This is a genomic window from Pseudomonas sp. Bout1, from assembly GCF_034314165.1.
Taxonomy (GTDB): domain Bacteria; phylum Pseudomonadota; class Gammaproteobacteria; order Pseudomonadales; family Pseudomonadaceae; genus Aquipseudomonas.
Window position 1 is genome coordinate 3,549,375 of record NZ_JAVIWK010000001.1, and the last position, 24,728, is coordinate 3,574,102.

Genomic DNA, 24,728 nt, shown 5'->3' on the forward strand with positions numbered 1-24,728 from the left:
ATGGACCTTGCTGCGTTTCATACAGAAATGAGTTAGAAGGCGTTTGCACTAGGCCATCGCCGTCATTTCTCCTTCTTTTGATCGTCGTCGATTTCGGTAAAGTCGGCATCCACAACGTCGTCATTATGTGACGGCTGTGGAGCTGTCTCCGATTGTTGAGACTGTGAATGGATCGCCTCAGCTAACTTCATGCCGGCCTGTTGCAAGGCATTGATCTTGGTGCTGATCGCATCACCATCATTACCTTTGAGCGCTTCGCGGAGGTCTGACAGGGCATTTTCCACCGTACGGTGGTCGGCTTCGGCTAGTTTGGAACCGTGCTCGGCCAGTGTCTTTTCCGTTTCGTGGACGAGAGCGTCACCCGCGTTTCTTGCTTCGATAGTCTCCCGGCGTTTCTTGTCCTCGGTTGCATGAGTTTCCGCGTCCTTGACCATTCGCTCGATATCGGCTTCGGAGAGGCCTCCTGACGCCTGGATCTGAATGTTCTGCTCTTTGCCCGTTCCCTTGTCTTTGGCAGATACGTTGACGATACCGTTTGCATCTATGTCGAAAGTTACCTCGATCTGAGGCATACCACGCGGTGCCGGCGGAATACCCGTCAGGTCGAATTGAGCAAGCATCTTATTGTCGGCAGCTAGCTCCCGCTCACCCTGGAATACCCGGATCGTCACTGCGCCCTGGTTATCGTCAGCGGTCGAGAATATCTGGCTCTTTTTGGCCGGAACGGTGGTATTGCGTTCGATTAGTCGGGTGAACACGCCACCCAACGTTTCAAGCCCGAGCGACAGCGGTGTCACATCGAGAAGTACCACATCCTTCACGTCACCCTGGAGGACACCGGCCTGGATCGCGGCGCCTATGGCAACGACCTCATCCGGGTTTACGCCCTTATGGGGTTCCTTGCCGAAAATCTTTTCGACGACTTCTTGGATTTTCGGCATCCTAGTCATGCCACCGACGAGCACGACCTCACTTACTTCTTTTGCAGTCAGGCCCGCGTCCTTCAGAGCATTCTGGCAAGGCTCAATGGTTCGCTGAATGAGGTCCTCGACCAGAGATTCGAATTTCGATCTCGTGACTTTGATTTGTAGATGCTTTGGCCCTGTTGCGTCCGCCGTGATAAAGGGTAGATTGACTTCCGTCTGGGTTGTCGTAGAGAGCTCAATCTTCGCCTTCTCCGCGGCTTCCTTGAGACGCTGCAGAGCGAGCTTGTCCGTTTTGAGATCGATGCCTTGTTCCTTCTTGAACTCCGATGAGATGTATTCTACCAAACGCATATCGAAGTCCTCGCCGCCGAGGAAGGTGTCACCATTCGTCGATTTCACCTCAAATACACCGTCACCGATGTCGAGGATGGAAATATCGAAGGTGCCGCCACCAAGGTCATAGACCGCGATTTTCGATTGTTTTTTTACGTCAAGGCCATAAGCCAGCGCTGCGGCCGTCGGTTCGTTGATAATGCGCAGAACTTCAAGCCCCGCGATCTTGCCGGCGTCCTTGGTTGCCTGACGTTGAGCGTCATTGAAATAGGCTGGAACTGTGATGACCGCTTGCGTGATCTTTTCCCCCAGATTCGCTTCGGCGGTTTCCTTCATTTTTTGAAGGATGAAGGCTGAAATCTGGGAGGGCGAATAAGTTTTGCCTTCTGCCTCCACCCAGGCGTCGCCGTTTCCTGCCTTGACGATATTGTAAGGAACGAGCCCCTTGTCCTTCGCGACGGTCGGATCCTCATAACGACGACCGATGAGGCGCTTCACGGCAAAGATCGTATTAGTCGGGTTCGTCACGGCTTGGCGTCGCGCAGGCTGCCCTACCAGTCGCTCACCGTCGCTTGTGAACGCGACGATGGAGGGCGTCGTGCGTGCGCCTTCCGAATTCTCAATAATACGGGTGTTCTTGCCGTCCATGACGGCAACGCAGGAGTTGGTCGTACCCAGATCGATTCCGATAATTTTACTCATCGTATTGTTCCTCTGTTTGGTTCTCAGATTTGATGTATCTGCCCCACACAGCCATCCGTCTGGGGACACCACTCCATTGCTCGCTCATCCGACGGAGGCACTGCCGCTTTTCAGGTGTTTTTGTACTCCCAAGCTTCCCGGCCATTACATGTTCTGCGGTGGTCTGCCCGTTGAACCGGATCTGCCAAAATAGTGTAGCAACTAGTTGAGAAGCAGTTTGTCGAGTTTGTTTTGCAACGGTCGTGCCAGCAAATGTAGCTCCGTATTTCAACCACTTACATAGATCCTTCGTACTCTTCAGACATGATGTCCAAAAAAACAGGACAAAATGTCCGAGTCGAGGTTGAAACTGCATGAAGCCCGGAAAGCAGTACCAAGATTGTTCCGCGCGCCCTTTATCGTGGTGAACTTACATCAACTTTTGTTTATAACAACCTGAATTTACGTGAATTAGATGTCAGGAAAAAATCAACCTAGATCTCACCCCAAACAAATAAATTGCCTAAATTCGGGCTATCTATGGTCGCTGATTAAATAGAATCACAGTCCTATCTAGTTGATTGTTTTATATTTTTGAATATTTGCACGATTTTTTGCGGTGCGTGCTTTGTTGTGGCAAGTATCTGAGAAGGGACTATCTAGTATGGTTAGCCTTGGTAACGGCATCAATTTTGCTGCTGTGGGAGAAGGGGGGGCGTTCACATGTCATCTCCTGCCGCCAGCTTTAAAAAGGGACAGAGTACGCGGGAAGACCTCAGTGACTAGATTTGCGCTGAGCGTTCAAGCGTCGTCCATTTTGTGCGGCGGATCCGTTCGCCATATCAAACAGCGGGTGCTATGAATAAAGGCGTAGGGCGTATTTCTCTTTTCTCGAAGGAGCTGACCGTGTCCGCAGCCATTTCTGATCCGCTCATACACGAGCGACACTCAACCAGAATCGTCGTCTATGCCGCGTTGGCCGGCAATATCGCAGTGGCGATAACCAAGCTGGCTGCTGCGGCGGTGACCGGAAGTGCCGCGATGTTCAGCGAGGCCGTGCACTCAGTTGTCGATTGCGGCAATGAAGGACTTATTCTTTACGGCTATTATCGTGCGACACGAAGGCCGGATCTCGTGCATCCCCTTGGATTCGGTCGGGAACTCTATTTCTGGAGCTTTATCGTCGCGTTGCTACTTTTTGCGCTTGGCGCTGGTGTCTCGATTTACCAAGGGGTTCGGCATGTGATTACTCCACAGCCCCTTGAATACACCAGTATTAGCTATGCGGTTCTGGCCCTCTCGTTCGTTTTCGAGGGCGCGTCCTGGATTATCGGTTGGCGCACTTTGGCCAGGGCCCGAGGTGATATCGGTTTTTGGAAGGCGTTTCGCCAAAGCAAGAATCCTCCTGCATTTATGGTGGTGTTCGAAGACAGCGCAGCGCTGATCGGCATTGCAATTGCAGCGATCGGTATCGCTGCAGCCGAAAAGCTCGAAATGCCGGTTCTCGATGGGGCTGCCTCGATCCTAATCGGAGTCGTACTCGCAATCACGGCGTTACTGCTTGCGATCGAAAGCAAGAGCCTGTTGATCGGGGAAAGGGCGACACCGGCGCTCGTTGAGGCCATTTGCCTGATCGCTCAGGAGCACTCCGGTGTGATCCATGCGAACAGCGCATTGACAGCACAGCTTGCACCTGATCAGGCATTGGTCGCTCTTAGCATCGAATTTGATCCAGGCTTACTAACGGAGCAGATCGAAGAGTGCGTTGCTACGATAGAGCAAAAGGTACGTGCCGCGTATCCAGAGGTCACTGCCTTGTTCGTCAAGCCGCAAACGCTTGGCCAATTCGAAAGTGCGCGTAAGAAGAGATTCGGAATCTGCGAATTGCCCCCTCGATGACGACACTCTCTGCCGTGCTGAGGCCACAACGGCAAAGAGTGCCAAAAAGCCAACTGCAGACCCAAAATTGGCTATCTGGATGGGCGTCTGGAACCAGTTTGATTTCTGCCGACGAAGATATCGGCTATGACTATAGTGGATGGGTGGTAGTAGTCACTCAGCTATGGTTTTTAAGCCTCAAGCATGTAGTAGACGGAGAAAACAGGATCTTCTTTCGCCTCAGGCCTCACGCCGCTCTTGAGTACAGGGCGACTTCATTTGGAAGCTTGACCGTAAGGAAGACTGAGAGGGGACAGTTTGTACTTAAGTAGTGGATAGACTGTCTGCTGCGAGAGGAAGGAAAATCATCAACCTGCTGATTATAAATATATTTTTGTGCTGGCGTGGACATTGCTATGTAATTACAAGATTAGCTGAAGTCGATTACTCGTACCGTAGGAGATTGTCATGTCCGTTCTGGTCGTTATCGTTTACCCAACCGAAGAAAAGGCTGAGGTAATAAGGCACAAGTTGCTGAGCCTGCAAAAGGAGTACCTAATCGAACTATCCGACGCAGTGATCGCGGTCAAGCAGGATAGCGGCAGGGTAAAGCTGATCCAATTGATCAACACCACTGCGGTCGGTGTGGTTTCCGGGGGCTTCTGGGGGCTTCTGATAGGTTCGCTCTTTCTAATGCCTCTTCTCGGCGCTTCACTCGGCGCAGCGTCTGGTGCCTTGAGTGGGGCACTGAATGACTTCGGGATAAATGACGGATTCATGAGGGAGCTTGCTACGACGCTAAAACCGGAAAGTGCAGCACTCTTTCTGCTGATACGCAGAATGACCGCCGATAAGGTGCTGGAGGAGTTGAGGGGGTCGGGCGGTACGGTACTCAAAACCTCCCTGGATCATACCAAGGAGCAGGCCTTGAGGGACGCGCTTGCAGCCTCCCCAGCTTTTGGGAGTTCTGCAACCGCTGAGATTTCGTCTATCTAAAAGCTGAATATCCGATAATCCTCAACGTTACTCTAAAGGGTGATTGAAATGAACGTTGAAAAATTTACAGACCGTGCGAAGGGATTTATCCAGTCGGCTCAATCGCTCGCTATGCGAGAAGGGCATCAGCAATTTTCCGCCCTGCACCTCCTCAAGGTATTGCTGGATGATACCGAAGGCCTAGTTTCGGGCCTGATCGACCGTTCGGGCGGGAACTCTCGCACTGTCCATGCCGCGGTCGAAGATGCTTTGGCGAAGCTGCCGAAGGTTTCGGGATCTGGGGCAGGGCAGGTTTACATGGCGTCCGAGCTCGCCCGTGTATTTGACGCAGCAGAAAAAATTGCAGAAAAAGCAGGAGACAGCTATGTCACAGTAGAGCGGCTGTTCCAGGCTCTCGTCGAGGATCGCAGCAGCGATGCCAGTAAGCTTCTATCCGACTGCGGTGTGAATCTTCAGGCGGTGACGGCGGCAATTAGCGCACTTCGAAAGGGTCGTACGGCGGACAGCGCCTCAGCCGAAAATACCTATGATGCTCTAAAAAAATACGCCCGCGACCTTACCAAGGAAGCGCGTGACGGAAAGCTTGATCCAGTAATCGGCCGCGATGAGGAAATCCGGCGCACCGTGCAGGTACTTTCTCGCCGATCCAAGAATAACCCGGTGTTGATCGGCGAGCCTGGCGTTGGTAAAACGGCCATTGTCGAGGGACTTGCTCTTCGCATCATTAACGGTGATGTGCCAGAAAGTCTTCATCATAAAAAACTTCTCTCCCTTGATCTCGGCGCTCTTATTGCGGGTGCGAAATACAGGGGGGAGTTCGAAGAACGTCTGAAGGCTGTGCTGCAGGAGGTAACCTCTGCGGAGGGTGGCATCATTCTCTTCATCGACGAAATGCATACACTGATTGGGGCAGGCAAGACTGACGGTGCGATGGATGCCTCTAACTTGCTGAAACCTGCGCTTGCTCGCGGAGAATTACATTGTGTCGGGGCCACAACGCTCGATGAATATCGTAAGCATGTGGAGAAAGACCCCGCACTTGCTCGGCGCTTTCAGCCGGTATTTGTTCCTGAACCGAGTGTAGAGGATACTATCTCGATCCTTCGCGGCCTGAAGGAAAAGTACGAACTCCACCACGGTGTCCGAATTTCTGACGCGGCGCTTGTGGCGGCCGCTACCCTGTCGAACCGATATATCACGGATCGCTTCCTGCCGGACAAGGCCATCGACCTGATCGACGAAGCAGCTGCGCGCCTGAAAATGCAGGTCGACTCAAAGCCTGAAGAGCTTGATTCGCTTGATCGGGACATTATTCGCCTCAAGATTGAGCAGGAAGCGCTCAAGAAGGAAAGTGATCAGGGCTCGAAGGCACGATTGCAAATTTTGGAAAAAGAACTTGTCGGCTTGGAAAAGAGTTCGGCCGATCTGACATCCAAGTGGCAGGCGGAGAAGGGCAAACTTTCCGACGCCCAAAAAATCAAAAGCGAACTGGAGCAATATCGTACCGAGCTTGCCAATGCTCAGCGCAAGGGCGAGTTTCAGCGGGCCGGTGAACTGTCCTACAGCACCATCCCCGAGTTGGAGAAGAAGTTGGCAGCCATCGAGTCTACGGAGACTTCCTCGATTGGTGAGACCGTGACCGCCGACGACATTGCTCATGTGGTTTCGCGCTGGACTGGTGTGCCGGTTACAAAAATGTTGGAGGGTGAAAAGGACAAGCTTCTTCATATGGAGGAAAAACTCGGCAAGCGCATAGTCGGCCAGGCCCAAGCTATTCGTGCTGTTTCCACTGCGGTGCGGCGAGCCCGAGCTGGTTTGCAGGATCCCAATCGCCCTATAGGTTCCTTCATGTTCCTTGGACCAACAGGTGTGGGGAAAACAGAATTAGCCAAGGCACTCGCTGAGTTTCTCTTCGATGACGAGACTGCGATGGTTCGCATCGACATGTCCGAATTCATGGAAAAACATTCTGTGTCGCGGCTAATTGGTGCTCCTCCTGGTTATGTGGGGTACGACGAAGGCGGGGCATTGACCGAGGCGGTACGTCGGCGGCCCTATCAGGTCGTGCTTTTCGATGAAATAGAGAAGGCGCATCCGGATGTTTTCAACGTTCTACTGCAAGTACTCGATGACGGGCGCCTGACTGACGGTCAGGGACGTACGATCGACTTCCGCAACACATTGATAATCATGACGTCCAATATCGGCGCGGAATACCTCGTCAATCAACCAGAAGGCGAGAAGACCAGTGCTGTGCGCGAGGAGGTTATGGCGATGGTGCGCGTTCACTTCCGTCCAGAATTCCTCAACCGGATCGATGCAATTATACTGTTCCATCGTCTGCAGAAAAACGAAATGGGCCGCATTGTTGACATTCAATTCGCTCGCCTGAAAAAGCTGCTTGGTGATAGAAAGATCGTTCTGTCGCTTGATGCGATGGCGCAGAACTGGTTGGCGGAAAAAGGTTGGGATCCAGCGTTCGGCGCCCGTCCACTGAAGCGCGCCATTCAACGCTATGTGCAGGACCCACTCGCCGAATTGCTTCTTGCGGGAGAGGTGCATGATGACTCGACAGTGATGATTTCAGTCGGGAAAGACGGCCTCACGTTCAATGGAAAGGTCATCAGGATCATGGACGACGATGAAGACTGAAAACCTGGATCGAACGCCGAGGGGAATGCTCGCGCTAGTCAAATTCCTTTGATGCTGCAAGCTAAAACGCAGGTTATCCGCGATCAGTAGATGAGAAGAAATAATGGGTTAAAAAATTAAAGACGGCATGAGTGATAGACGCCCATGTCAGGACTGTCGATCGGCTCGCAGTAGCTTTTTACCTTGAACGAAGAGCAACAGTTAAGGATTGGGCGGGTACGCCTTTTAGCTTAGGACATAGTCAACAGGTTGGAGTGGAGGAGGGATATAGGTACGGCCAATTGCACTTAGGACATCTCGTTCAATCGCTCGAACAAGGGCATCAGTGGGAAGATCGTTTTCATCCCGTCCAAAAGGATCCTCCAACTCATCTCCGATGGCATCAAGTCCAAAAAATGTATAGCTGACTATCGCAGTGAAAATTGGCGCAATCCATCCTAAAGGTTCAGCCAGCGCGAAGGGCAGCAGTATGCAAAAGAGATAGATAGTGCGGTGCAGGAGCAATGTGTATGGAAAGGGAAGGGGGGTATTTTTAATACGCTCGCAAATTGCCTGGGCCTCACACAAGCCCGTTAATCGCTGCTCCAGCGTCACATATCGCCACTCACTGATGATGTTTTCTTGAGCCAGGCGTGAACACTCCCTACCGGTTTCTTGCAAAATGCCATCGCTGATGTTAAAGGTCGGGGTGATCTTGATCAGAAGGCCAGGTACCCAAGGTCGAGCAGCTTTCAGCTCATCCTCATTGCGAAGCCTTGCGTTAAGCGCATGAGCGTACCCACACAATCCCAGGAGCATCCTTTCCCTTAACTCAGTGTCCTGAATGACACAGCTCTCGCGGATGAAAGAGCGCACTTCGATGATGATTCTTCCCCATTCCTTGCGTCCCTCCCACCACCGATCGTAACAGGCGGAATTGCGAAAGCTCATGAAGATGGACAGTGACAGGCCTAGTAGGGTGAAAGGTGTGGCGTTGACGCGTGAGAAGAAAGCAGGATGCATACTTTCAATCAATACGATGATGGACGCCAAGACGGTCACCATGATGCTTCGCCGAATGATACGTTTAGCGATAGATCCCTTCAGCGTAACCAGAACGTTTAGCATGTTTGGCTTGGGATGAACGATCATGGCTGCCCCGCAAAGGAATGAAAGGACTAGGAGTTAGCCACCCGTCATATTCATGAAGCGAAGAATTTGTACGTCGCCATTCGTTTCGAAATGATGGCTGAAGGGCTTCAGCTTTATAGCCTCACGGATGGCTCTGTCGAGCCGCTCGCTATCTGCAGGGTAGCTGCGAAGAATCTGTTTCAGATCGCTGGAGTGTTCGTTACCCAGGCACAGCAGCAGTCGACCTTCGACCGTTACTCTCACCCGATTACAGCTCCCGCAAAAGTTATGGCTATGGGGTGAAATGAAGCCAACTCTGATATTGGGTGCTTCCGTGATCCGCCAGTAGCTGGATGGGCCCTGGGTGGATTCGGCTGACTCGATCAAAGTGAAGACTTCGCTCAGACGCGCTCGAACCTCGTCACTTGAACAGTAGGACTCATTGCGCTGGTGCTCAGTGATGACGCCCAGAGGCATTTCTTCAATGAAGGAAATGTCTAGCTGTCTATCGATGGCAAATCGCACCAGGTCAACCACTTCCGTATCGTTACGTCCCTTGAGCACTACACAGTTAAGTTTGGTGTGGCGAAAATCGGCGGCAAGGGCGGCATCGATTCCAGCAATCACGCGGCTTAGATCGCCTGTTCTTGTCAGTGTCTTGAAAAGCTGGCTATTCAAGCTGTCCAGGCTGATGTTCAGGCGAGATACGCCGGCATCACGCAAGGGTTTCGCCATGTGGGGGAGTTGTGAGCCATTAGTACTCATGCACAGCTCTCTCAGGCCTGGCAATGCGGCGATCTGATCACACAATTTAACAATGCCGTTTCGTACGACTGGTTCTCCGCCCGTCAGTCGAATTTTATGCACGCCCAAAGCCACGAATTGCTGTGCTATTTGGAACAGTTCTTCCAGCGTCAAAATGCTCTGACGAGGTAGAAATTGCATGTCTTCTGCCATGCAGTAAACACAACGAAAATCACAGCGATCAGTCACCGACATTCTGAGGTACGTGATTTTGCGATTGAAGCTGTCGACTAGCTCATTGTTTGGTATGTCCACTTTTGCCGTACCTTTTCATTGTGATTATCGGTGTCGAGGCGAAAGCATGCTTTGGAGCCAATCTAGGAGAGGAGGGGTGAAACTTAAGCATAGGCAGGTGGCCGAGAGGCGTCAAACGGCACGGTATTCCAGGTTCGACGGCTCAAGATTCGTTAGCGCTTTTCGACGTTTTCAGCGTCCCTAGCGTCCATTTCGGCATTACGCTCCTCCACTCGTTTACGCTGCTCAACGGTCAACTCAATCCTATGCGCGGTATCTCGCAGAATCAGCAAACCTCCGATGATCGATAAAAACGCAATGGCAGTAATCAACCAGGCGTACCAAGGCATAACGCTCTCCTGTGTTCGTACGTAGTATTTCTGATCAAGCGTCCATGATTGGTTGGTGCGCTCTTTCTTTAGTCTAGAACGGTAGCAGATGTGTCTTCTATTAATGGTTTTGCAGGGAGCCCAGTCCTGCTGGGGCTATGACGACTGGTCAGCGCCGGTAGCCTAACGCTAGGCTGTGACTCTGCACAGGCGATGACTTGCCTACCGGTTAATCTAAATCCCAAGACACCCCGTACCCTGAGGAAGATGTCGCGACACAAGCTCTAAGCAGAGGCAATATGCGGCAGTTTCGCACTTAAGGATCTATGTGGAGTAGGTAACTGCCGCTCCTACTGCAGCGATGGGTAATGGATGGGGGCATTCCCAAATGGTATAGCGTTATGTTGGGCTAGCCCCTAAACGATTTGAAGTGAAAACTAGTTTGAAGCAGTTCAATCTTTCACTGCGTGGTCGACACGTGTCGCTACAGTCAGGCTTTTGAGCAGCAGATCAGCTGGTAAAGGACTGCCAAGCAAAAAACCTTGTAACGTATTACAACCTAAACGGGTAAGTAACTCCTGTTGCTCTACTGTCTCCACACCCTCAGCCACAATTTTCAGTCCTAGCGTATGCCCAAGTGCAATAATTGCTGAAACAATCGCTGCGTCATCATTACCTTGAGCCAGCTCGGTTATAAATCCGCGGTCGATTTTCAGTTCATCGGCGGGTAATCGTTTCAAATAGAGCAGGCTTGAGTAGCCAGTCCCAAAATCGTCGATGGAAATGCTCAGTCCCAATGCTGATAGTTGCTCCAATATCACCAGGTTAGCCTCAGCATCCCGCATGGCCGTAGATTCTGTAACCTCAAGAATCAGGTGTTGGGGATTAAGCGAATGACGCTCCAGTGCTTCACGCACGACTTTCACTAGGCCGGGATACCCCAGCTGAACTGTGGATAAATTTATCGCAATACTCCAGTCCTGATGGCCTTCGTCGTGCCATTCACGTATTTGTCGACAGGCTTCGTCAATTACCCAATTTCCAATGGGAATAATCAAACCGGTTCTTTCCGCAAGTGGTAGAAATCGATCGGGCGGGATTAGGCCGAGTTCAGGACTTCGCCAACGTAACAAAGCTTCAACGCCGATCATCGGACCGTTGGGGGCGAGCATTTTAGGTTGGTAGTACAGCAGGAATTCGTCTTGCTCAAGTGCCTTACGCATGTCATGTTGAAGTTGCATCTGCTCATGGGCGTTGATGTTCATCGCGCTTTCGAAGAAGCAGTAACCATTCCGACCCACTTCCTTGGCGTGGTACATCGCAGCATCTGCACTGATCATTAACTCGTGCGCGGTAAGTCCATCATTAGGGAACAATGCAATACCAATGCTCGCTGATATGTGTAGGGTATGATGAGAGATGTTATAGGGGGTGCCAATGCTCTCGATCAGCCTTTGTGCCAGCGCCGCTGTATCTTCAGGATCCCCCGGATCAATCAATAGCACGAACTCGTCGCCACCTAGGCGTGCGACGGTATCCTCGCAGCGTTTGGTGTGTAAAATTCGCCGTGAGACTTCTATCAGGAGCAGGTCGCCAACGTGATGTCCGTACACATCATTGATGGTCTTGAAACCATCCAAATCCATGAATAACACTGAGAAATAGCGATTTTCTCGCGCAGCTTTTTGAATAGTTTGTTCTAATCGATCATTCAGCAGGACACGATTGGGTAACTTGGTAAGGTTGTCATGCAATGCTAGCTGAATCAGTTCGCTGTTGGCATTATCGAGTGAGGTTGCTAACAGATTAGTGCGTACATCCAGCATGGAAATTATCAGCGCGATGGCGAATACCGCCAGGCTTACTACGATCACCAGTACTGCTAACCAATTAGTATCGATCCCGTTGTTCGACGCGCCACAGAAACTGCCAGTAGGAAACTGCGCAGCCGCCATTCCGGTGTAATGCATACCGACAATGGCGCAACCCATTAAGAGTGACGCACCTAAACGTGCATACGTAGTCCTTTTTGACATTTTACGTAGACGGAAAGCAATCCAAAGGGCAGCCCCTGAAGCAAGAATCGCAATAGCAATAGATAGGAAAAATATCCAGGGTACATAGATCACACTCGGCGTCATCAACATTGCTGCCATCCCGGTGTAATGCATGGCAGCAATGCCGATTCCCATAAGCAAACCACCTAAGCTAAGCCGAGCCCAAGGTAGATCCTCCAGACAGACCAGCCAGAGGGCAAAAGCTGATGAGGCGATGGCAATCAGTAACGACAGCAGTGTAAGTGGTACGTCATACCCTAAGGATATTGGCAGATTAAATGCGAGCATTCCGATAAAATGCATCGACCAGATACCAAACCCCATCGCGAACGATCCGCCGATCAGCCATAAAACTGATGAGCCTCCGGTTGAACTGGACACGCGACTCGCCATGTTGAGAGCCGTGTAAGAGGCAAGAATGGCAACAATCAGAGAAAAAGCGACGAAAACGCTGTTATAACTACTGATAAGCATAAATACCCCTTTCCTGATGAGGCCAACAATTAGGTTGATGCATCCAAACGGGTCGGAAACCCTTCACCGATCACGAGTTTAATATACAAAGGTCATGTCAAAAACATGAAACTTAAATCTGCGTTTATTATTGGCGGACCAAAATTATATTGGGCTATAAACCCGAGGTACGCTTCGATAAGGGACATGAATTAAATTGAGGCGGTACTTTAGAGCCCATTGCACGGTTAATGCCGTTGGTGCTGACAAGCTGACCAAGGTTCCAAATTTAGCCCTTACCGCTTTGTGAATTAGCTCAAGGCTGCATCGGCTTGTCACTACAATGAAGCCGCAACGAGCATCGACTTGCGTATATTGCATAGCACCTATCAATTTATCCAGAGCGTTATGGCGTCCGATATCTTCTCTACATAAAAGTGCTAGGCCGTTAGCATCGAAGTATAGCGCCGCATGCAGAGCGCCACTGCTTTTACCCATTATCTGGGCTTTCTCTATACGCTCACGTAGGCCTAGGAAATGTGCTGCAGGAGGAAGGGTGGTGAGGGGGAGAATATCAAGTTTTTGAAGTCCTTGCTCCAGCGCCTCAACTCCGCATAATCCACAGCCACTAGTGCCCGCCAATTGCCGCCGGTGGTCTTTCATTGCCCAGAACGCGCGACTTGAGATCAGTACATCTGCCTGACAACCCTGGTCAAAATGAGAGAGACGGATATCGTAGATTTCGTTCAGGCCTTCAACGAAGTCGTTGCTAACGCTGAAACCTCGGATGAAATCCTCGATGTTGCCAGGGGACACCATCATTACGGCCTGATTCAGACCATTATAAGTGATGGCTAAAGCGATTTCAGATGCTAAGGCCGCGTCTAAGACCAGTGCAGGCGAACCATACTCATGATACCTCACGGTCAGAGGCTTTGGTGCCGGAGCATTTGCATCGTTCTGATCAGAAGGCTCATAGATTCGGCAAGGCATGTCAAAACACTCGATACCCTATATTCTGATCACGTTACGGACAGCCGAGCATCGCGTCCAATCGCTTGTTTTGATATAGTGATTGTTGTTATCTATCAAGCATCAAAAGTATTCATAAGTCATTAATTTTACAGAAATTGAAGTGCCATTTTTTTCAATCTGAACGTTAAAAATTACGCCGCTGGCTATCAGGCAGCAGCGTATAAATAAAACCAAATTCACCTTCTGTCAGTTCTTTAGTGTGAAAAGCATTCTTGCTTCGGCAAAATACTTCTCGGCGATTGCTGAGCTTACGCATAACGACGCCCAATGGCACGAGAACACTTGCATCTGGCAGATCGAAAAAAGCTAAGCTCTGAAGAGGGCTTGCCCAGCCCGTGTCTGGTGGCATGCTGGCACAGCAAAAGCCTTCGTGAGCTGCTTGAAACAACTGAAAGGACGAGTCGATTTCGAGTATTGGTTGTGGGTTAAGCTCGCGACTACGGAAACTCAGGACGACGAATTTTCGATAGTGCATCCCATTGCTGATCATCCCCAGTGGCAACTCGGTGGAATCCCCACCAGCTCATTTCTGTTCCTTCGAAATGGAAGTAGCGAGTGTCATACAGCAAGTCTACGTGAGTTTTTCCTATTTCAAGAATAGTCAAAATAGTCTGGGTTCACATGATTAAGATAACAGATACCAAGAACTAATTGATTATTGCCAACACCCTCGATGATGCGGTCTGAACTAATAGATGACAGACTGAACTTTAGCTCGGCAAACGTATTGGAATTAAAACCGCTAAGTGGGGCGTGGCCTAGGCGTAAATTACCTACTAACTGGCCACGGCACGTAGCGGCTTCGGCAAACAAAGCATCGTGGGCCGCCAGCAGTGTTCTTGCCCGTGCTAATACTCGTTCACCAGCCTTGGTGAAACCTTCAAAGCGCTGACCTCAAGTGACAACAGACCTAGTTCGTCCTCAAGATTGCACAGGCGCATTGCAGTGTTGGCTGAGTAGTGTGCAACGCGTAGCAGCCTGTCCGAAGTGACGAGTCTATTTCAATGCGATGAGAAAGTTGAGCTGTTTGATGTCCAAAATAGCACCTGCTGAGGGATAAAAATCATTTCAGTGTTGACGCAGGTGTTCAGGGCCCACGGAGTGCTTGAAAATCCTGAGCCGACCCCTTTTAGGGAAATAGTGTGCAATTTTTTGATGGGCACAGATAGAACTTAACTAAGTAGCTCGGGGGTGTTGAAATTACTCAAACGTGGGTCGTCCTCGGCACATATCAACGCCTTTGGGTGGTGCCTCAAAAGAGCACGTAATAAGCTTCGTTCTCCATCATTCCAGTCTTGCTGTAGCCCCGCCAATAATACTTTGGGGATCATACTAAACATGGGTTGCCATTTTTCGCCCTGCTGCACCATCAGCGGTGAGGCGAATGCAGAGCGGGCTTCAAGCAGGGCCTTGATTAGGGGAGCGTCTATTTTTGGTGCATCGCAGGCGAGAACCAATAGCCAGCCATGATGCGCAGCAGCCAGACCTGCCAGAACACCAGCCAGAGGGCCTGGGAAGTTCTTCTGTGAGTCCTTGACCGTTTGATCGGCATAGGTCCGATACGTAATGTCATTACGGTTGCAGGAGATGATCAAATCATCGGTGAAGGGGCGAACGATAGCCTGCACATGCTCGATGAGCGGTTTGCCTTTCCAAGGCAGCAGCCCCTTATCTTGCCCGCCTATACGCGCCCCACGCCCACCAGCAAGTAGTAACACTGAGCAGGGAGCACATGATGCTGCGATGGAGTGCGTAAGTTTCATTGTTTAGAGTACGGATAATTAGGTTTGTAGAGGATCTCACTGCCTTTCGTGTCCGTCCAATAGTAAGTCTCGACCAATCAATCAGTTGGCCCTATCAGTGAAAAATCGCTTATGGCTCAGTTGTTTTTTGGAAAAATATCTCGATAGATACGTTCGATGGTATGGTTGGTCAGAACGATTAGACAACGACTGCTTTAGCCCTTTAGTCTGTGGGAATTGTTTTCATTGCCGCCTGCCGGAGAATGAAGTTAGAGTGAAATCGAATGCGTTGTTTACAACGTTAAGTATAGCAGTGCTGACTGTCAGTGATACTCGAGAATATCCCAACGATACTTCTGGACAGTTGCTTGTTGGTCGATTGCTTGAAACGGGTCATATTCTGAGTGAGCGTAACCTGCTCAAAGATGATCTGTACAAAATCCGTGCTCAGATCGCGACGTGGATCGCTGACGATCAAATTCAGGTTGTGTTCATTACTGGGGGAACTGGCTTAACTGGCCGCGATAGTACGCCTGAGGCAGCGAGCTTTTCGCTAGATAAGCAAATCGATGGTTTTGGTGAATTGTTTAGGGCGATATCCATCCTCGATATTGGCACTTCTACCGTGCAGAGTCGAGCGTTGGCTGGACTAGCAAATGGCACACTGGCCTGCTGTTTGCCGGGCTCGACAGGCGCGTGTAGAACTGCCTGGGGAGGAATCCTGACAGAACAGTTGGACGCGCGTCATGGACCCTCATCTCAAATCTGTGCAACTCTGCGGGGTTAGGGGATGAGTCAGGCACCACTCATGTCAGTGGAAGATGCAACCGCCAAACTGCTGTGACTACACCCGGAAATCGCCATGCGCAGGTTTGCCCATCGGTCTTGCGTTCAGCACCTGGCCGAACATAGTCCCACCGTCCATCAGCTTGTGGGACGATGCATCGCGCCTTCCAGCCAGTTGTTCATCCTGATTGGCACCTTATTCATCCTGCCGATCATCTTGATGCACAACTGCTGGAGCTACTTCGTGTTCCGCGGAAAAGTGAGGATCGGCGATGGCCACCATTAATAGCGCCACACATCAAGCTGCTGAAAAAACATACCTTTTTACAAGTAGGTGGCGCGGTTAAGCCTACTGTATTTAGGATCGCTGATCATGCTGGCAGCCGCCACAGCACTAACGATGGAGTTGGTCCATGGAGCCTTCTGAAGTATCTGTGACGCAATGCCAATTTGGACCCTAGTACAAGCGGGTGTCTTGGCTGGTCGCTATTTGGCTAGCTAGTGTGATTGCAGTTTTCGCTGGATGGTGCATATGGCTGGTATGACCACCCATTGAAGGTCAGTTTTACAGGGTAAAGATCCGGCGCTGACGTTAGCGCCGAATCTTTTACTGAATTTCAGCTAGTTGTTACTCACGCCTAGCGCTGGATCGAGGACAGACAAATGTCGGTACGCATTGATAAATCGCATCCCGTTGAGTACAAGACTAAAAAGGGCGTCATCGTGCAGATTGGTTTCAGTTGGAGCCCACCACTCGATATCCCTGTCGGGGCAACGTTGACTTTGGTAAGGTCACATGTAGAGCCTCAGCTCATGGCTTTTGTAGAAGGTGATCACTGGGAGAGTTACGATCAGGCATTTAAAGAAGCGCAAGAGGCTGCGGATCGTTGGGCGAACCTTCTGCCTCGATAATTCGGGCTAGCTGCCAAGGTAATTAGCTACCAATCTCTGTAGTGGGTTTCATCAATCGTACATCGCTGAATGTCTATTGGAGGTTCAAATATGCAATTCGAACGCCTTTCACTTCTACGAATTAAGGAGCGCGAAAAAACAGGACCGCACCTGACGTCACAAGAGCAATTGGGACTAAATGGGCGCATCGCTCTGCTCATCACCAATGCGGTTGGCACCATGTGGTGTGCCTATATTTTTGGGGTGATTGCCCTTATCAGCTTACCCTCAGCCATCGAGGGGGGGATCTCGACGCTGATTGCCTGGATTGCCCAGACATTTCTACAGTTAGTCTTGCTCTCCGTCATCATGGTGGGCCAAAAAGTAGCGGCCGCCGCCTCAGACAAGCAAGCGCTGCAGACCTATAAGGACGCTGAAGCGCTTTTGAAAATTCAGGATGAGATGCAGCGCCTCATTGAGGTCAATAACACGATGACCGAAGCCATTCATGCCGCCGTAATCGCAAAGGATTCATCAGTAGTCAAGTAGCTGGCTACTGACCGCATACCAACTGAGGCATGGTGCTGATCAATCGGGTCTTCCAAGGTGGCGTTTTATCCGGGTATGAGGCTATGGTTCGACACGTTAAGACACATAGATTCTTTTCGATCATGTGACTGGTCGTTTGAGTGTTGAATTCTTCGAGGTATGCGGGACCTCATAGCCTCTTCCTAACCTCCCGAGTCCCAACCTTAAAATCAGCTACTTCTGCCATAGAGGACCGTAGAGGCACCGGCTATTGCCCTGGAACCTTTTCAGCTCACGCGATGGTGTGTGGTTTTGGAGATGCTGAGGCGAATACAAAACTCGTGAGCTCTTTTTTTTCCGCAAATCTAGGTCGCCGATCTTGTAGCTTGCGATGGAGGTACGGTAAACAACCGCGTTTGCGTTAGTTGCGACCCCCTGAAAGACAACGATGCTCTCAAGCTTCTCAAGAGCCCATTCACTTCGACCGCTGACCGTCGGAGGGCACATCATGTGGACATGCTCGACCACTACGTCTTTCACCACGGAAAGGTAGTGCTGCAATTCATACGCGCATTCGATCACTGCAGCGCGATTTCTCTCACCCGTGCGCATAGACGTGATGGTAGCTATGAAACAAGGGCCTTCGATTTCGCCGTGTGTCCAGGTGCGAACCTCTCGATGGGTTGGGTCAAAAACAAAAATCACTCAAGGCACCGTGATAAGTGAGTTATGGCTGCTGTAATGAGCAGCAAGGACTAGCCCGACGTAAGGATGCGTACGGGAAGGTTTCGGTTGCGAATCACACGAGCATGCTGATTCTAGCCAAATGAACACTATAGATTGTAGTCCTATAGTGCTCAAGAAGGCTTCATCGTTCCTTTTGCGAGGAACGGTAATGGAAGTCAAAAAAGCCTTTGGGATTGCGATGCGTAATGCACGTACGCGGCGGGGACTGACTCAGGAAGATTTTCACGAAATCAGCAGCAGGACCTACCTGAGCACCCTGGAAAGGGGACTTAAGAACGTCACCTTAGAAAAGGCAGTCGAACTCGCCAGACGTACCGGGATCCACCCGTTGACCCTCATAGTGGAGATGTTTTTGGTTCTTGAGCCTGAAGCGGATCTCGCATCACTGTTTAAGCAAGTCATCAAAGAAATCGAGTCTTGATTTTGGGCCAAGCGAAGAGAAATTAGCGGACCCCAGGCAGCTTAGCCGCCAGTATTTCGAGCTTAGATCGTAGTGGAGCGCTTTTCGTGTGCGTTAGCCATTCACATTTCGGCATTTAAAATATGAATACTATAGGGCACAATGCATTTCTGGCTGCTGGAAAATTGAAGCCGCAGCTTTCGGTTTTAGGGTAATAGCATGGACATGTGTCAAGCCCCCAATGTCTAAGTCGGCCCCTTCTACAACGAAATGCCTATGGGCTGACGCCGCTATTCCCCGATTTACACTGCAAAAACCCACCATCCTTGATGGCCAGTATGATCATTTCAAAGCTGCGGCATATTTTTCCTCAGATGATCGAAGCAGTGGAGCGCGTTGCACTACTGTTGGCTCGCGCGCAACGTATGCAGCTTTAAGTGCCGATAGCTAAAGCACAAACGCATGTAAGGCTGAGGCCGAATTGACGAGGAGGGCAGTGATGTCGATGCAGTACGGTTCCCGAGCCCCTTTTCGCCACCCTGTATTTGTCGGCAACGGAATCGGGATTTAGCGTCGATGCGCGGTTATTCGTGAATATGTGAACAGAGGCTGATCAGATGGACGACATGAGTAGGGCTATACAAGCTCTTCGTGCGGCTAGAAAGGTTGTATTTTTCACGGGTGCAGGTATTTCAGCAGAGAGCGGTATTCCCACTTTCAGGGATAAGCTCACGGGGCTTTGGGCGAAGCATGATCCACAGCGCCTCGAAACGGCGGCCGCGTTTCGAGAAAATCCTGCTTTGGTTTGGGGTTGGTACCTATGGCGCCGCAATCAGGCGAAGCAAGCAAAACCGAACGCCGCACACCAAGTGGTTACGCGCCTGGCCGACTCAGGGCGGAGTGTCTTTGTGGTAACTCAGAATATTGACGACTTGCATGAGCGTGCCGGCTCTCGAAATGTATTGCACCTCCATGGAAGCTTGACCACACCGATCTGTTTCGCATGCAAGCGTCCTGCGGATCTGACAAACGAGCAAGCGACGATCTCAGATGAATTTGAGTTAATCCAACCACCTCGTTGTCTGCGCTGCAACGGTCGGCTCCGGCCCGGGGTAGTTTGGTTTGGGGAAGATCTCCCTTACGGAGCGTGGAAAACAGCGATGGCTGAAGTAAAAAGCTGCAACGTTCTGATATCTGTCGGCACCTCGGGCGTTGTCCGCCCTGCGGCTGATATTCCCGAAATCGCTATGGCAGCGGGTGCAACGGTCATCCATGTGAACCTGTCAGATGTGGCTCTGGGTAACCCGAACGAGTTAATGCTGGTAGGCTCGGCAGCGAAGGTACTGCCTCTCCTACTGCTAGCCGTCAATGATTCGGCTCCAGTAAAAGGTCCAATAATTGAAGTTGACGATGCCCTATAAATGGTAAAAAACCGACCGCGTTGCGGTTAGTCTTGAGGCAAGCGATGAAGATTATTGAGCGAGTCGAGATTGAGGCAATCACCGACGTAAAGTGCGACGTGTGCAGGTGCTCGACCCGATTGGAGACTGGCGGGTTTCAGTTCGCTACTCTCCAAGCGCACTGGGGGTTTGGTACCAAACATGATGGCGAACGCTATGAAATCCACCTCTGTGAGGGCTGCTTCTTCGGAACGATTGCTTACATAAAACAAGAGCGGCGCATACAGAGTCTTTTCGATGAAAGTGACCAAGCTAACTCTGAAGAACTTGGCTTGGTTGTCAGGGGTGACTTTTTTGGTGAATCCAGGCATCGGTAGATAGGGTGACTCTCGACATTGCATGCTGCTTCACCAGGACTGAGTGATAATCCGATGCAAGCGGGTGCTTTTAGCAAGAAGTCGACGTAACACGGTTAGCCCTTCGTCAGGCACCAAAAACTTAGGTGAGAACGGTCAGTCAGTTGAATGGATCTCGTGTGGTTCCGGATTTCCGCCAATCCTGATAGGCGGAAATCGGGATCAAAGAGGAGGGCGGTCATCCCCTTTAAAAGACGCATGAAATTGGCCCCCCTGCGAAGCGCTTAAAACGTATTCGACTGCTGACACCCGATGATAGGATTATCAAAATCCTGCTTCCCGCGTGAAGGAGTAGAGCCATTGAGCACTTCAGCACCTGAGCGGCGCCAAAGTGGAAAGCATGAGAGGTTGCGTAACTTAGGGGCCGAGGAGTTTTGGGCCTTCAGTTCCGGTCGCTTCGCACTTAGGGATTCTGAGCGACTGACCCAGATTAAGAACGGATTTCCAGCCCATCTTTTTCAGGCCATGCGCCGAACTTTTAACCTTCAAGAACACGCCTTGAGTGTTCTCCTCAATACCTCGATGACAACGCTTGAACGACGAGTTCGTGAGCACCGAGCCCTTGATGCCGCCGTGTCCGAGCGCATGGATCGTATAGCAACCGTTTCACACTTGGCAGAAAGAGTCTTTGAGGACCGAGATGCCGTAGTGCAATGGATGACAAGGGCGAACAAGGCCCTGGCCGGGAACGCACCAATCCTGCTCTGCGAGACTGAAATTGGTGCTCGGCAAGTCCGCCGGGCACTCCGTGCTTTAGACTCTGGAGGCGTAGCTTGATTGCATCCGTATCGACTAAAAGAGCAGCCATAAGCCGTCAGTCCATAATTGCTATGTCAACCCCGCTGCCCTCAGCCCCGATTCAGAGAGCTCTTAGCCGCAAGAACTGGCTCTTCGCCCAATCCCTACGCTACGGATTCGTCGTGCCTGAAGAGAGGTCTACTGTAACCGTCCGGCCAAGTCACATATCGAACTCCAGCGTTAAGTGCGACGGTGTCCGCGTATGTTTAAGCGAACGCGATCATCCTTAGCGTTAGGATTTCCATGCGCCAACGTAGCTCTCATCCCAAACCGTTCAAAGTCCAGGTCGTCCAGAAAGTGTTTTGATCAGAGGTGTACTTTCATCTTTAACAGGCAGCTCAATTTCGTTTCGATAAGACAAAAAAATTCATGGTTGTCATCTCTCAATCAGAATTATAAGGACTGCATCGGTGACGCAATTTCTCTCCCTCGAGAAAGGTCAAAAGGTCAGCAATTCTGTCTGTGCGGGAAGAGTGTCGCATTTTTGTTTTGTTAACCACTTTGTTCGAGGAGAAAGCGATGTCGCGTGAGGTCGCAACGAAGGAATCAGTCAGTGCCGCCCGACAGCACCTTTTAAGCCGCGGCATCACGCCAACACAACGCAACGTTTTGGAAATCACCGGCGGCTCTATTAGCACGGTTAACAGGTTCATGAAGGAGCTGGATGAGGAGGGCAGGGATATGCTCGGCCCCGGCGACCGCACCCAAGAGCGTCTCGGTGCCTTGGTAAAGGCCCTGCATGCTGAGTTACAGCTACAGGCCAAGGAAACCATCACCCGCGCCGCCGCAGAGAACGAAAAACTGCTGGACAAAGCCAACGGTGATCTTGAGGCAGTCCAGCAGGACTACGATGCGCTGAAGGCCCAGCTGACGGAAGTCGATCAGAAATGTGAGTACCAGGCCGACGAGTGCGCCAAGGTTATTGGCGAGAACAACCGTGCTAATACTGAGATTACGGCTCAGGCGAGGAGCCTCGCACATACCGAGCAGGCCAGGGTTCTACTCGAGACACGCGCCAGTAAGTTGGAGCGCGATCTAACCCGTTCGCAGGATGCATTTATCGCCTATCAGGATTTGATGGGTGAGAACCGGCGGAGGGATCAGGACACATTCAACTCCGCCTTGGAAGGCATCAGGCTTGAGCTCAGAGAGTCGGGCAACCAGTTATCCTCTGCGAACCTCGCGCATCAGGATACGACCGCACGAAACCTGGTATTGAACCGCGATGCCGAACGCCTTTCCTCTGAAGTCGGCAACCTGACCGAGAAGGTGCATGAGTTGCAGGACTCTCTAAGAAATGAGCGAATCTTGCTCGATTCGGCACGCCAAGCAGAAACAGCCCAGAAAATTGCAACTGGGAGGGCACAAGGGCAAATCATTCTGCTAAGCAAGCAGCTCGAGGAAGCCACCAGTTTGCGGAGCTCCGTTGAAATTAAAGTTCAAGCGCTTGAGAAAGAACTGCGTGCTCACAAGTTGGCGGGCGAAGCTCATCGACCCAAAAATACTGCTCCCCAACTTTCTGAAACTCAACAACAACCAAAAGAAGTGAATGAACCTTAGCCGGTGGAGCCAACATCGAGATTGTATGCGCCGGCATAGCTCCGAGAGCTGCCTGAGATTTAGGACATGTTTCGGAGCAAGCCACCTGGTCTTGGGTTGTGATGCGGCTGACCCGCTAGGAAACATCCTTCTGCTTCAAAAAATTAGGGAGGAGATGAATAACCGTCCGGGCATCACACTTTTCGAAGGAAGCTGCCGCAGACAGCGAAAACCTGAGCCACAGGCCCCTGGCCATATGAAAAGTACGCGAGGAGATATCACTCGGCATGAACTTTGGAAGAAAAAAATCGGTGCGGTGTAAGCTGCGACGTTTGGGCCAGATGTGCACTCAAGGCTCGGAAGTAATTCGTCGGTCCCGTGTAAAACGCGTCAGTTCTCACGATTACTTCAGGTTCCGAACCAAGAATTATTTCCGAGGACTGCATGCGTGCGATCTCAAAGATACATACATCCGACAGCGTAGCTTCAAACTCGGAGCTGCAACGCTCAGCGGCGTTTCGTCTGCCGAAAGAAATGGACAAGGAAACGTGCAGAACCAATCACTAGAGTTGCACATTTGTACAAATTTTTACCACACAGTTTCAAATTTGCGAACACAAGGGAAGCAATAGGGGAATTCAGACTCGGAAGGTTTCAAAATCGCGCAGTCGCAAGCCAGTTCGATCGGCCTACCAGATCAGAGATCCGGAGATACATGGCAAAAAGAGTAGCCAGGATGAAGAGGGTACGTTCATGTCGAAGTGGTTCAGCTGAAGCCATTGCCTCCGCAGTCTCAAGCACGTAGTCCCACATCTACGCTGTGATCTTCAATTTAACATAATATACATTATGCGAACCTTCGTATTGGGGTGTCAGGGTCAGTGGAGGTCAGATTTCAAGCTAGGCACTGCCGTTTTCATCGCCCTAAAGGTTCGTACTCTGCAATCTCTTCAATACGCTTTTTGACCGTTTCTTCACGGGCCTTTGCATAAATCAGCGGCCAAATAGTTCCACCTTCAGCGCGGCTACCTCCAGCAGTAAAATTTCCCCAGATGTCAGAGTATGCTTCCCAAGCTCGTTGCGATTCTTCAAAAAGGTGATTTTGCTCATCTGAGATTTCAAAATCGCTCCTAAGCTTGGCAATGGCAGTCTCCATAATCTGCGTTTGATACTGAAGAGATTCACCCGCAGCAATGTTCATATCTGTTTGCGTCAAAGGTGCGCCTGGGAAAAGCGTTTCAGCTATCAACTCATCCGAAGCCTTTAAAAACGCGATGCAGTGTTCAAAGCACGACTCGATTTCCTGTGAGTTGATTTCATACGCTGAAGCAATCTCATGACAAATAATGTGCCGCAGTTCGAATGTACGTTTTACTCCTGCAAAAACTCTATTTGGATCTTGCAATACAGGTGCTAAAGGTTCATTTAGTATTTCTACAGCCCAACGATCGTGGACTGTGCGCAAAGCCACGACAAAATCTTTCCCTAAAAGAATTCCAAGCCACTTGTTTATATGTTCGAAGCTACTGATTGAAACACTGTGAGCAACCATCTCACCAACAGTGATTGTCTTGCCATGGATTGCTCTTAAGATTGAAAAATCAATCTTTTGTCCTGTCGCCTCAGCATTACTCAAAAATGGTTCTCCAGCGTCTATAAGCTCCTGGATCACCATTCGAAAGTAACCTTCGATGCACGCTATTAAAGCGACAGGGAAATACTTAATAAACTCAGGATCTACGTCCTTTCGTGCTTCAAATGCTTGCGCCATAGCCGAAAGTCGGATGGGTAACTCTGTCATGGAGGACCCGAAGCGACGGCGCTGACGAATTTCTGAGATTTCTTGGATAATATCTCGAGTGCGGCTCATAGATGGACCATTTCCCGGCTGTTTAGCAGCCCACATTAGCTCAAGTCACAGCAGGGAAATGAATAAATAGGGGATAAATCCTGCTATTATTCTCTCCTTAAGAAGATCCAGTTATAACTATAC

18 protein-coding genes and 3 pseudogenes are annotated in these 24,728 nt (G+C 50.6%); 11 read left to right on the plus strand and 10 right to left on the minus strand.

Annotation, left to right across the window (positions count from 1 at the left end):
* Nucleotides 1-62: 62 nt before the first annotated feature.
* Complete coding sequence (dnaK, locus tag RGV33_RS16530; protein ID WP_322145202.1) at nt 63-1,961, minus strand: molecular chaperone DnaK; 1,899 nt, start codon at nt 1,959-1,961, stop codon at nt 63-65.
* Between the two features lie 837 nt (nt 1,962-2,798).
* Here dnaK and RGV33_RS16535 point away from each other — a divergent pair.
* The 3 genes from RGV33_RS16535 to clpB all read left to right on the plus strand — a co-directional run bounded on the left by RGV33_RS16535 (nt 2,799) and on the right by clpB (nt 7,466).
* The gene (locus tag RGV33_RS16535) at nt 2,799-3,839 is read left to right on the plus strand and encodes a cation diffusion facilitator family transporter (protein ID WP_322145203.1); all 1,041 of its coding nucleotides are present in this window, start codon (nt 2,799-2,801) and stop codon (nt 3,837-3,839) included.
* 447 nt (nt 3,840-4,286) lie between these two features.
* Entirely contained in the window at nt 4,287-4,814 is a 528-nt protein-coding gene (locus tag RGV33_RS16540) for a DUF1269 domain-containing protein (RefSeq protein WP_322145204.1), read from the plus strand.
* A gap of 48 nt (nt 4,815-4,862) precedes the next feature.
* The gene (gene clpB, locus RGV33_RS16545) at nt 4,863-7,466 is read left to right on the plus strand and encodes an ATP-dependent chaperone ClpB (protein WP_322145205.1); all 2,604 of its coding nucleotides are present in this window, start codon (nt 4,863-4,865) and stop codon (nt 7,464-7,466) included.
* Nucleotides 7,467-7,691: 225 nt separating this feature from the next.
* Here the strand turns inward: clpB and RGV33_RS16550 are convergent, their stop codons facing one another.
* The 7 genes and pseudogenes from RGV33_RS16550 to mobA form a co-directional block, all read right to left on the minus strand.
* Entirely contained in the window at nt 7,692-8,597 is a 906-nt protein-coding gene (locus RGV33_RS16550; RefSeq protein ID WP_322145206.1) for a bestrophin family protein, read from the minus strand.
* 33 nt (nt 8,598-8,630) lie between these two features.
* Nucleotides 8,631-9,629, minus strand: coding sequence for a GTP 3',8-cyclase MoaA (gene moaA, locus RGV33_RS16555; protein ID WP_322148691.1), 999 nt, complete (start codon nt 9,627-9,629; stop codon nt 8,631-8,633).
* Between the two features lie 158 nt (nt 9,630-9,787).
* Entirely contained in the window at nt 9,788-9,964 is a 177-nt protein-coding gene (locus RGV33_RS16560) for a DUF2897 family protein (protein WP_322145207.1), read from the minus strand.
* 431 nt (nt 9,965-10,395) lie between these two features.
* Nucleotides 10,396-12,474, minus strand: a complete 2,079-nt coding sequence (locus RGV33_RS16565; protein ID WP_322145208.1) for a putative bifunctional diguanylate cyclase/phosphodiesterase — start codon at nt 12,472-12,474, stop codon at nt 10,396-10,398.
* Nucleotides 12,475-12,618: 144 nt separating this feature from the next.
* The gene (locus RGV33_RS16570) at nt 12,619-13,446 is read right to left on the minus strand and encodes a formate dehydrogenase accessory sulfurtransferase FdhD (RefSeq protein ID WP_322145209.1); all 828 of its coding nucleotides are present in this window, start codon (nt 13,444-13,446) and stop codon (nt 12,619-12,621) included.
* A 228-nt stretch (nt 13,447-13,674) separates the two neighbouring features.
* Nucleotides 13,675-14,526: pseudogene (locus tag RGV33_RS16575) on the minus strand (LysR family transcriptional regulator).
* A 134-nt stretch (nt 14,527-14,660) separates the two neighbouring features.
* Complete coding sequence (gene mobA, locus RGV33_RS16580) at nt 14,661-15,251, minus strand: molybdenum cofactor guanylyltransferase MobA (protein ID WP_322145210.1); 591 nt, start codon at nt 15,249-15,251, stop codon at nt 14,661-14,663.
* 253 nt (nt 15,252-15,504) lie between these two features.
* Between mobA and moaB the strand changes: the two genes are divergently transcribed.
* The 8 genes and pseudogenes from moaB (at nt 15,505) to RGV33_RS16620 (ending at nt 22,756) form a co-directional block, all read left to right on the plus strand.
* Nucleotides 15,505-16,017 (plus strand): molybdenum cofactor biosynthesis protein B, encoded by a 513-nt coding sequence (moaB, locus tag RGV33_RS16585; RefSeq protein ID WP_416152076.1) that lies wholly within the window; start codon nt 15,505-15,507, stop codon nt 16,015-16,017.
* Between the two features lie 94 nt (nt 16,018-16,111).
* Nucleotides 16,112-16,302 (plus strand): annotated as a pseudogene (locus RGV33_RS16590) (cytochrome d ubiquinol oxidase subunit II); the annotation flags it as partial.
* A 377-nt stretch (nt 16,303-16,679) separates the two neighbouring features.
* Entirely contained in the window at nt 16,680-16,928 is a 249-nt protein-coding gene (locus tag RGV33_RS16595) for a hypothetical protein (RefSeq protein ID WP_322145211.1), read from the plus strand.
* A 90-nt stretch (nt 16,929-17,018) separates the two neighbouring features.
* Complete coding sequence (locus RGV33_RS16600) at nt 17,019-17,456, plus strand: hypothetical protein (RefSeq protein ID WP_200625417.1); 438 nt, start codon at nt 17,019-17,021, stop codon at nt 17,454-17,456.
* A gap of 874 nt (nt 17,457-18,330) precedes the next feature.
* On the plus strand, nt 18,331-18,603 hold the full coding sequence (locus RGV33_RS16605; RefSeq protein ID WP_322145212.1) for a helix-turn-helix transcriptional regulator: 273 nt from the start codon (nt 18,331-18,333) through the stop codon (nt 18,601-18,603).
* A gap of 596 nt (nt 18,604-19,199) precedes the next feature.
* On the plus strand, nt 19,200-20,003 hold the full coding sequence (locus tag RGV33_RS16610; protein ID WP_322145213.1) for an NAD-dependent deacylase: 804 nt from the start codon (nt 19,200-19,202) through the stop codon (nt 20,001-20,003).
* 647 nt (nt 20,004-20,650) lie between these two features.
* Nucleotides 20,651-21,175 (plus strand): antitoxin Xre/MbcA/ParS toxin-binding domain-containing protein, encoded by a 525-nt coding sequence (locus tag RGV33_RS16615; RefSeq protein WP_322145214.1) that lies wholly within the window; start codon nt 20,651-20,653, stop codon nt 21,173-21,175.
* Nucleotides 21,176-21,715: 540 nt separating this feature from the next.
* Nucleotides 21,716-22,756, plus strand: coding sequence for a DNA-binding protein (locus RGV33_RS16620; RefSeq protein WP_322145215.1), 1,041 nt, complete (start codon nt 21,716-21,718; stop codon nt 22,754-22,756).
* A 639-nt stretch (nt 22,757-23,395) separates the two neighbouring features.
* Here the strand turns inward: RGV33_RS16620 and RGV33_RS16625 are convergent.
* Nucleotides 23,396-23,545: pseudogene (locus RGV33_RS16625) on the minus strand (site-specific integrase); the annotation flags it as partial.
* A gap of 106 nt (nt 23,546-23,651) precedes the next feature.
* A complete protein-coding gene (locus RGV33_RS16630) occupies nt 23,652-24,605 on the minus strand; it encodes a lysozyme inhibitor LprI family protein (RefSeq protein WP_179291741.1) in 954 nt (317 codons plus the stop codon).
* Between the last annotated feature and the right edge of the window lie 123 nt (nt 24,606-24,728).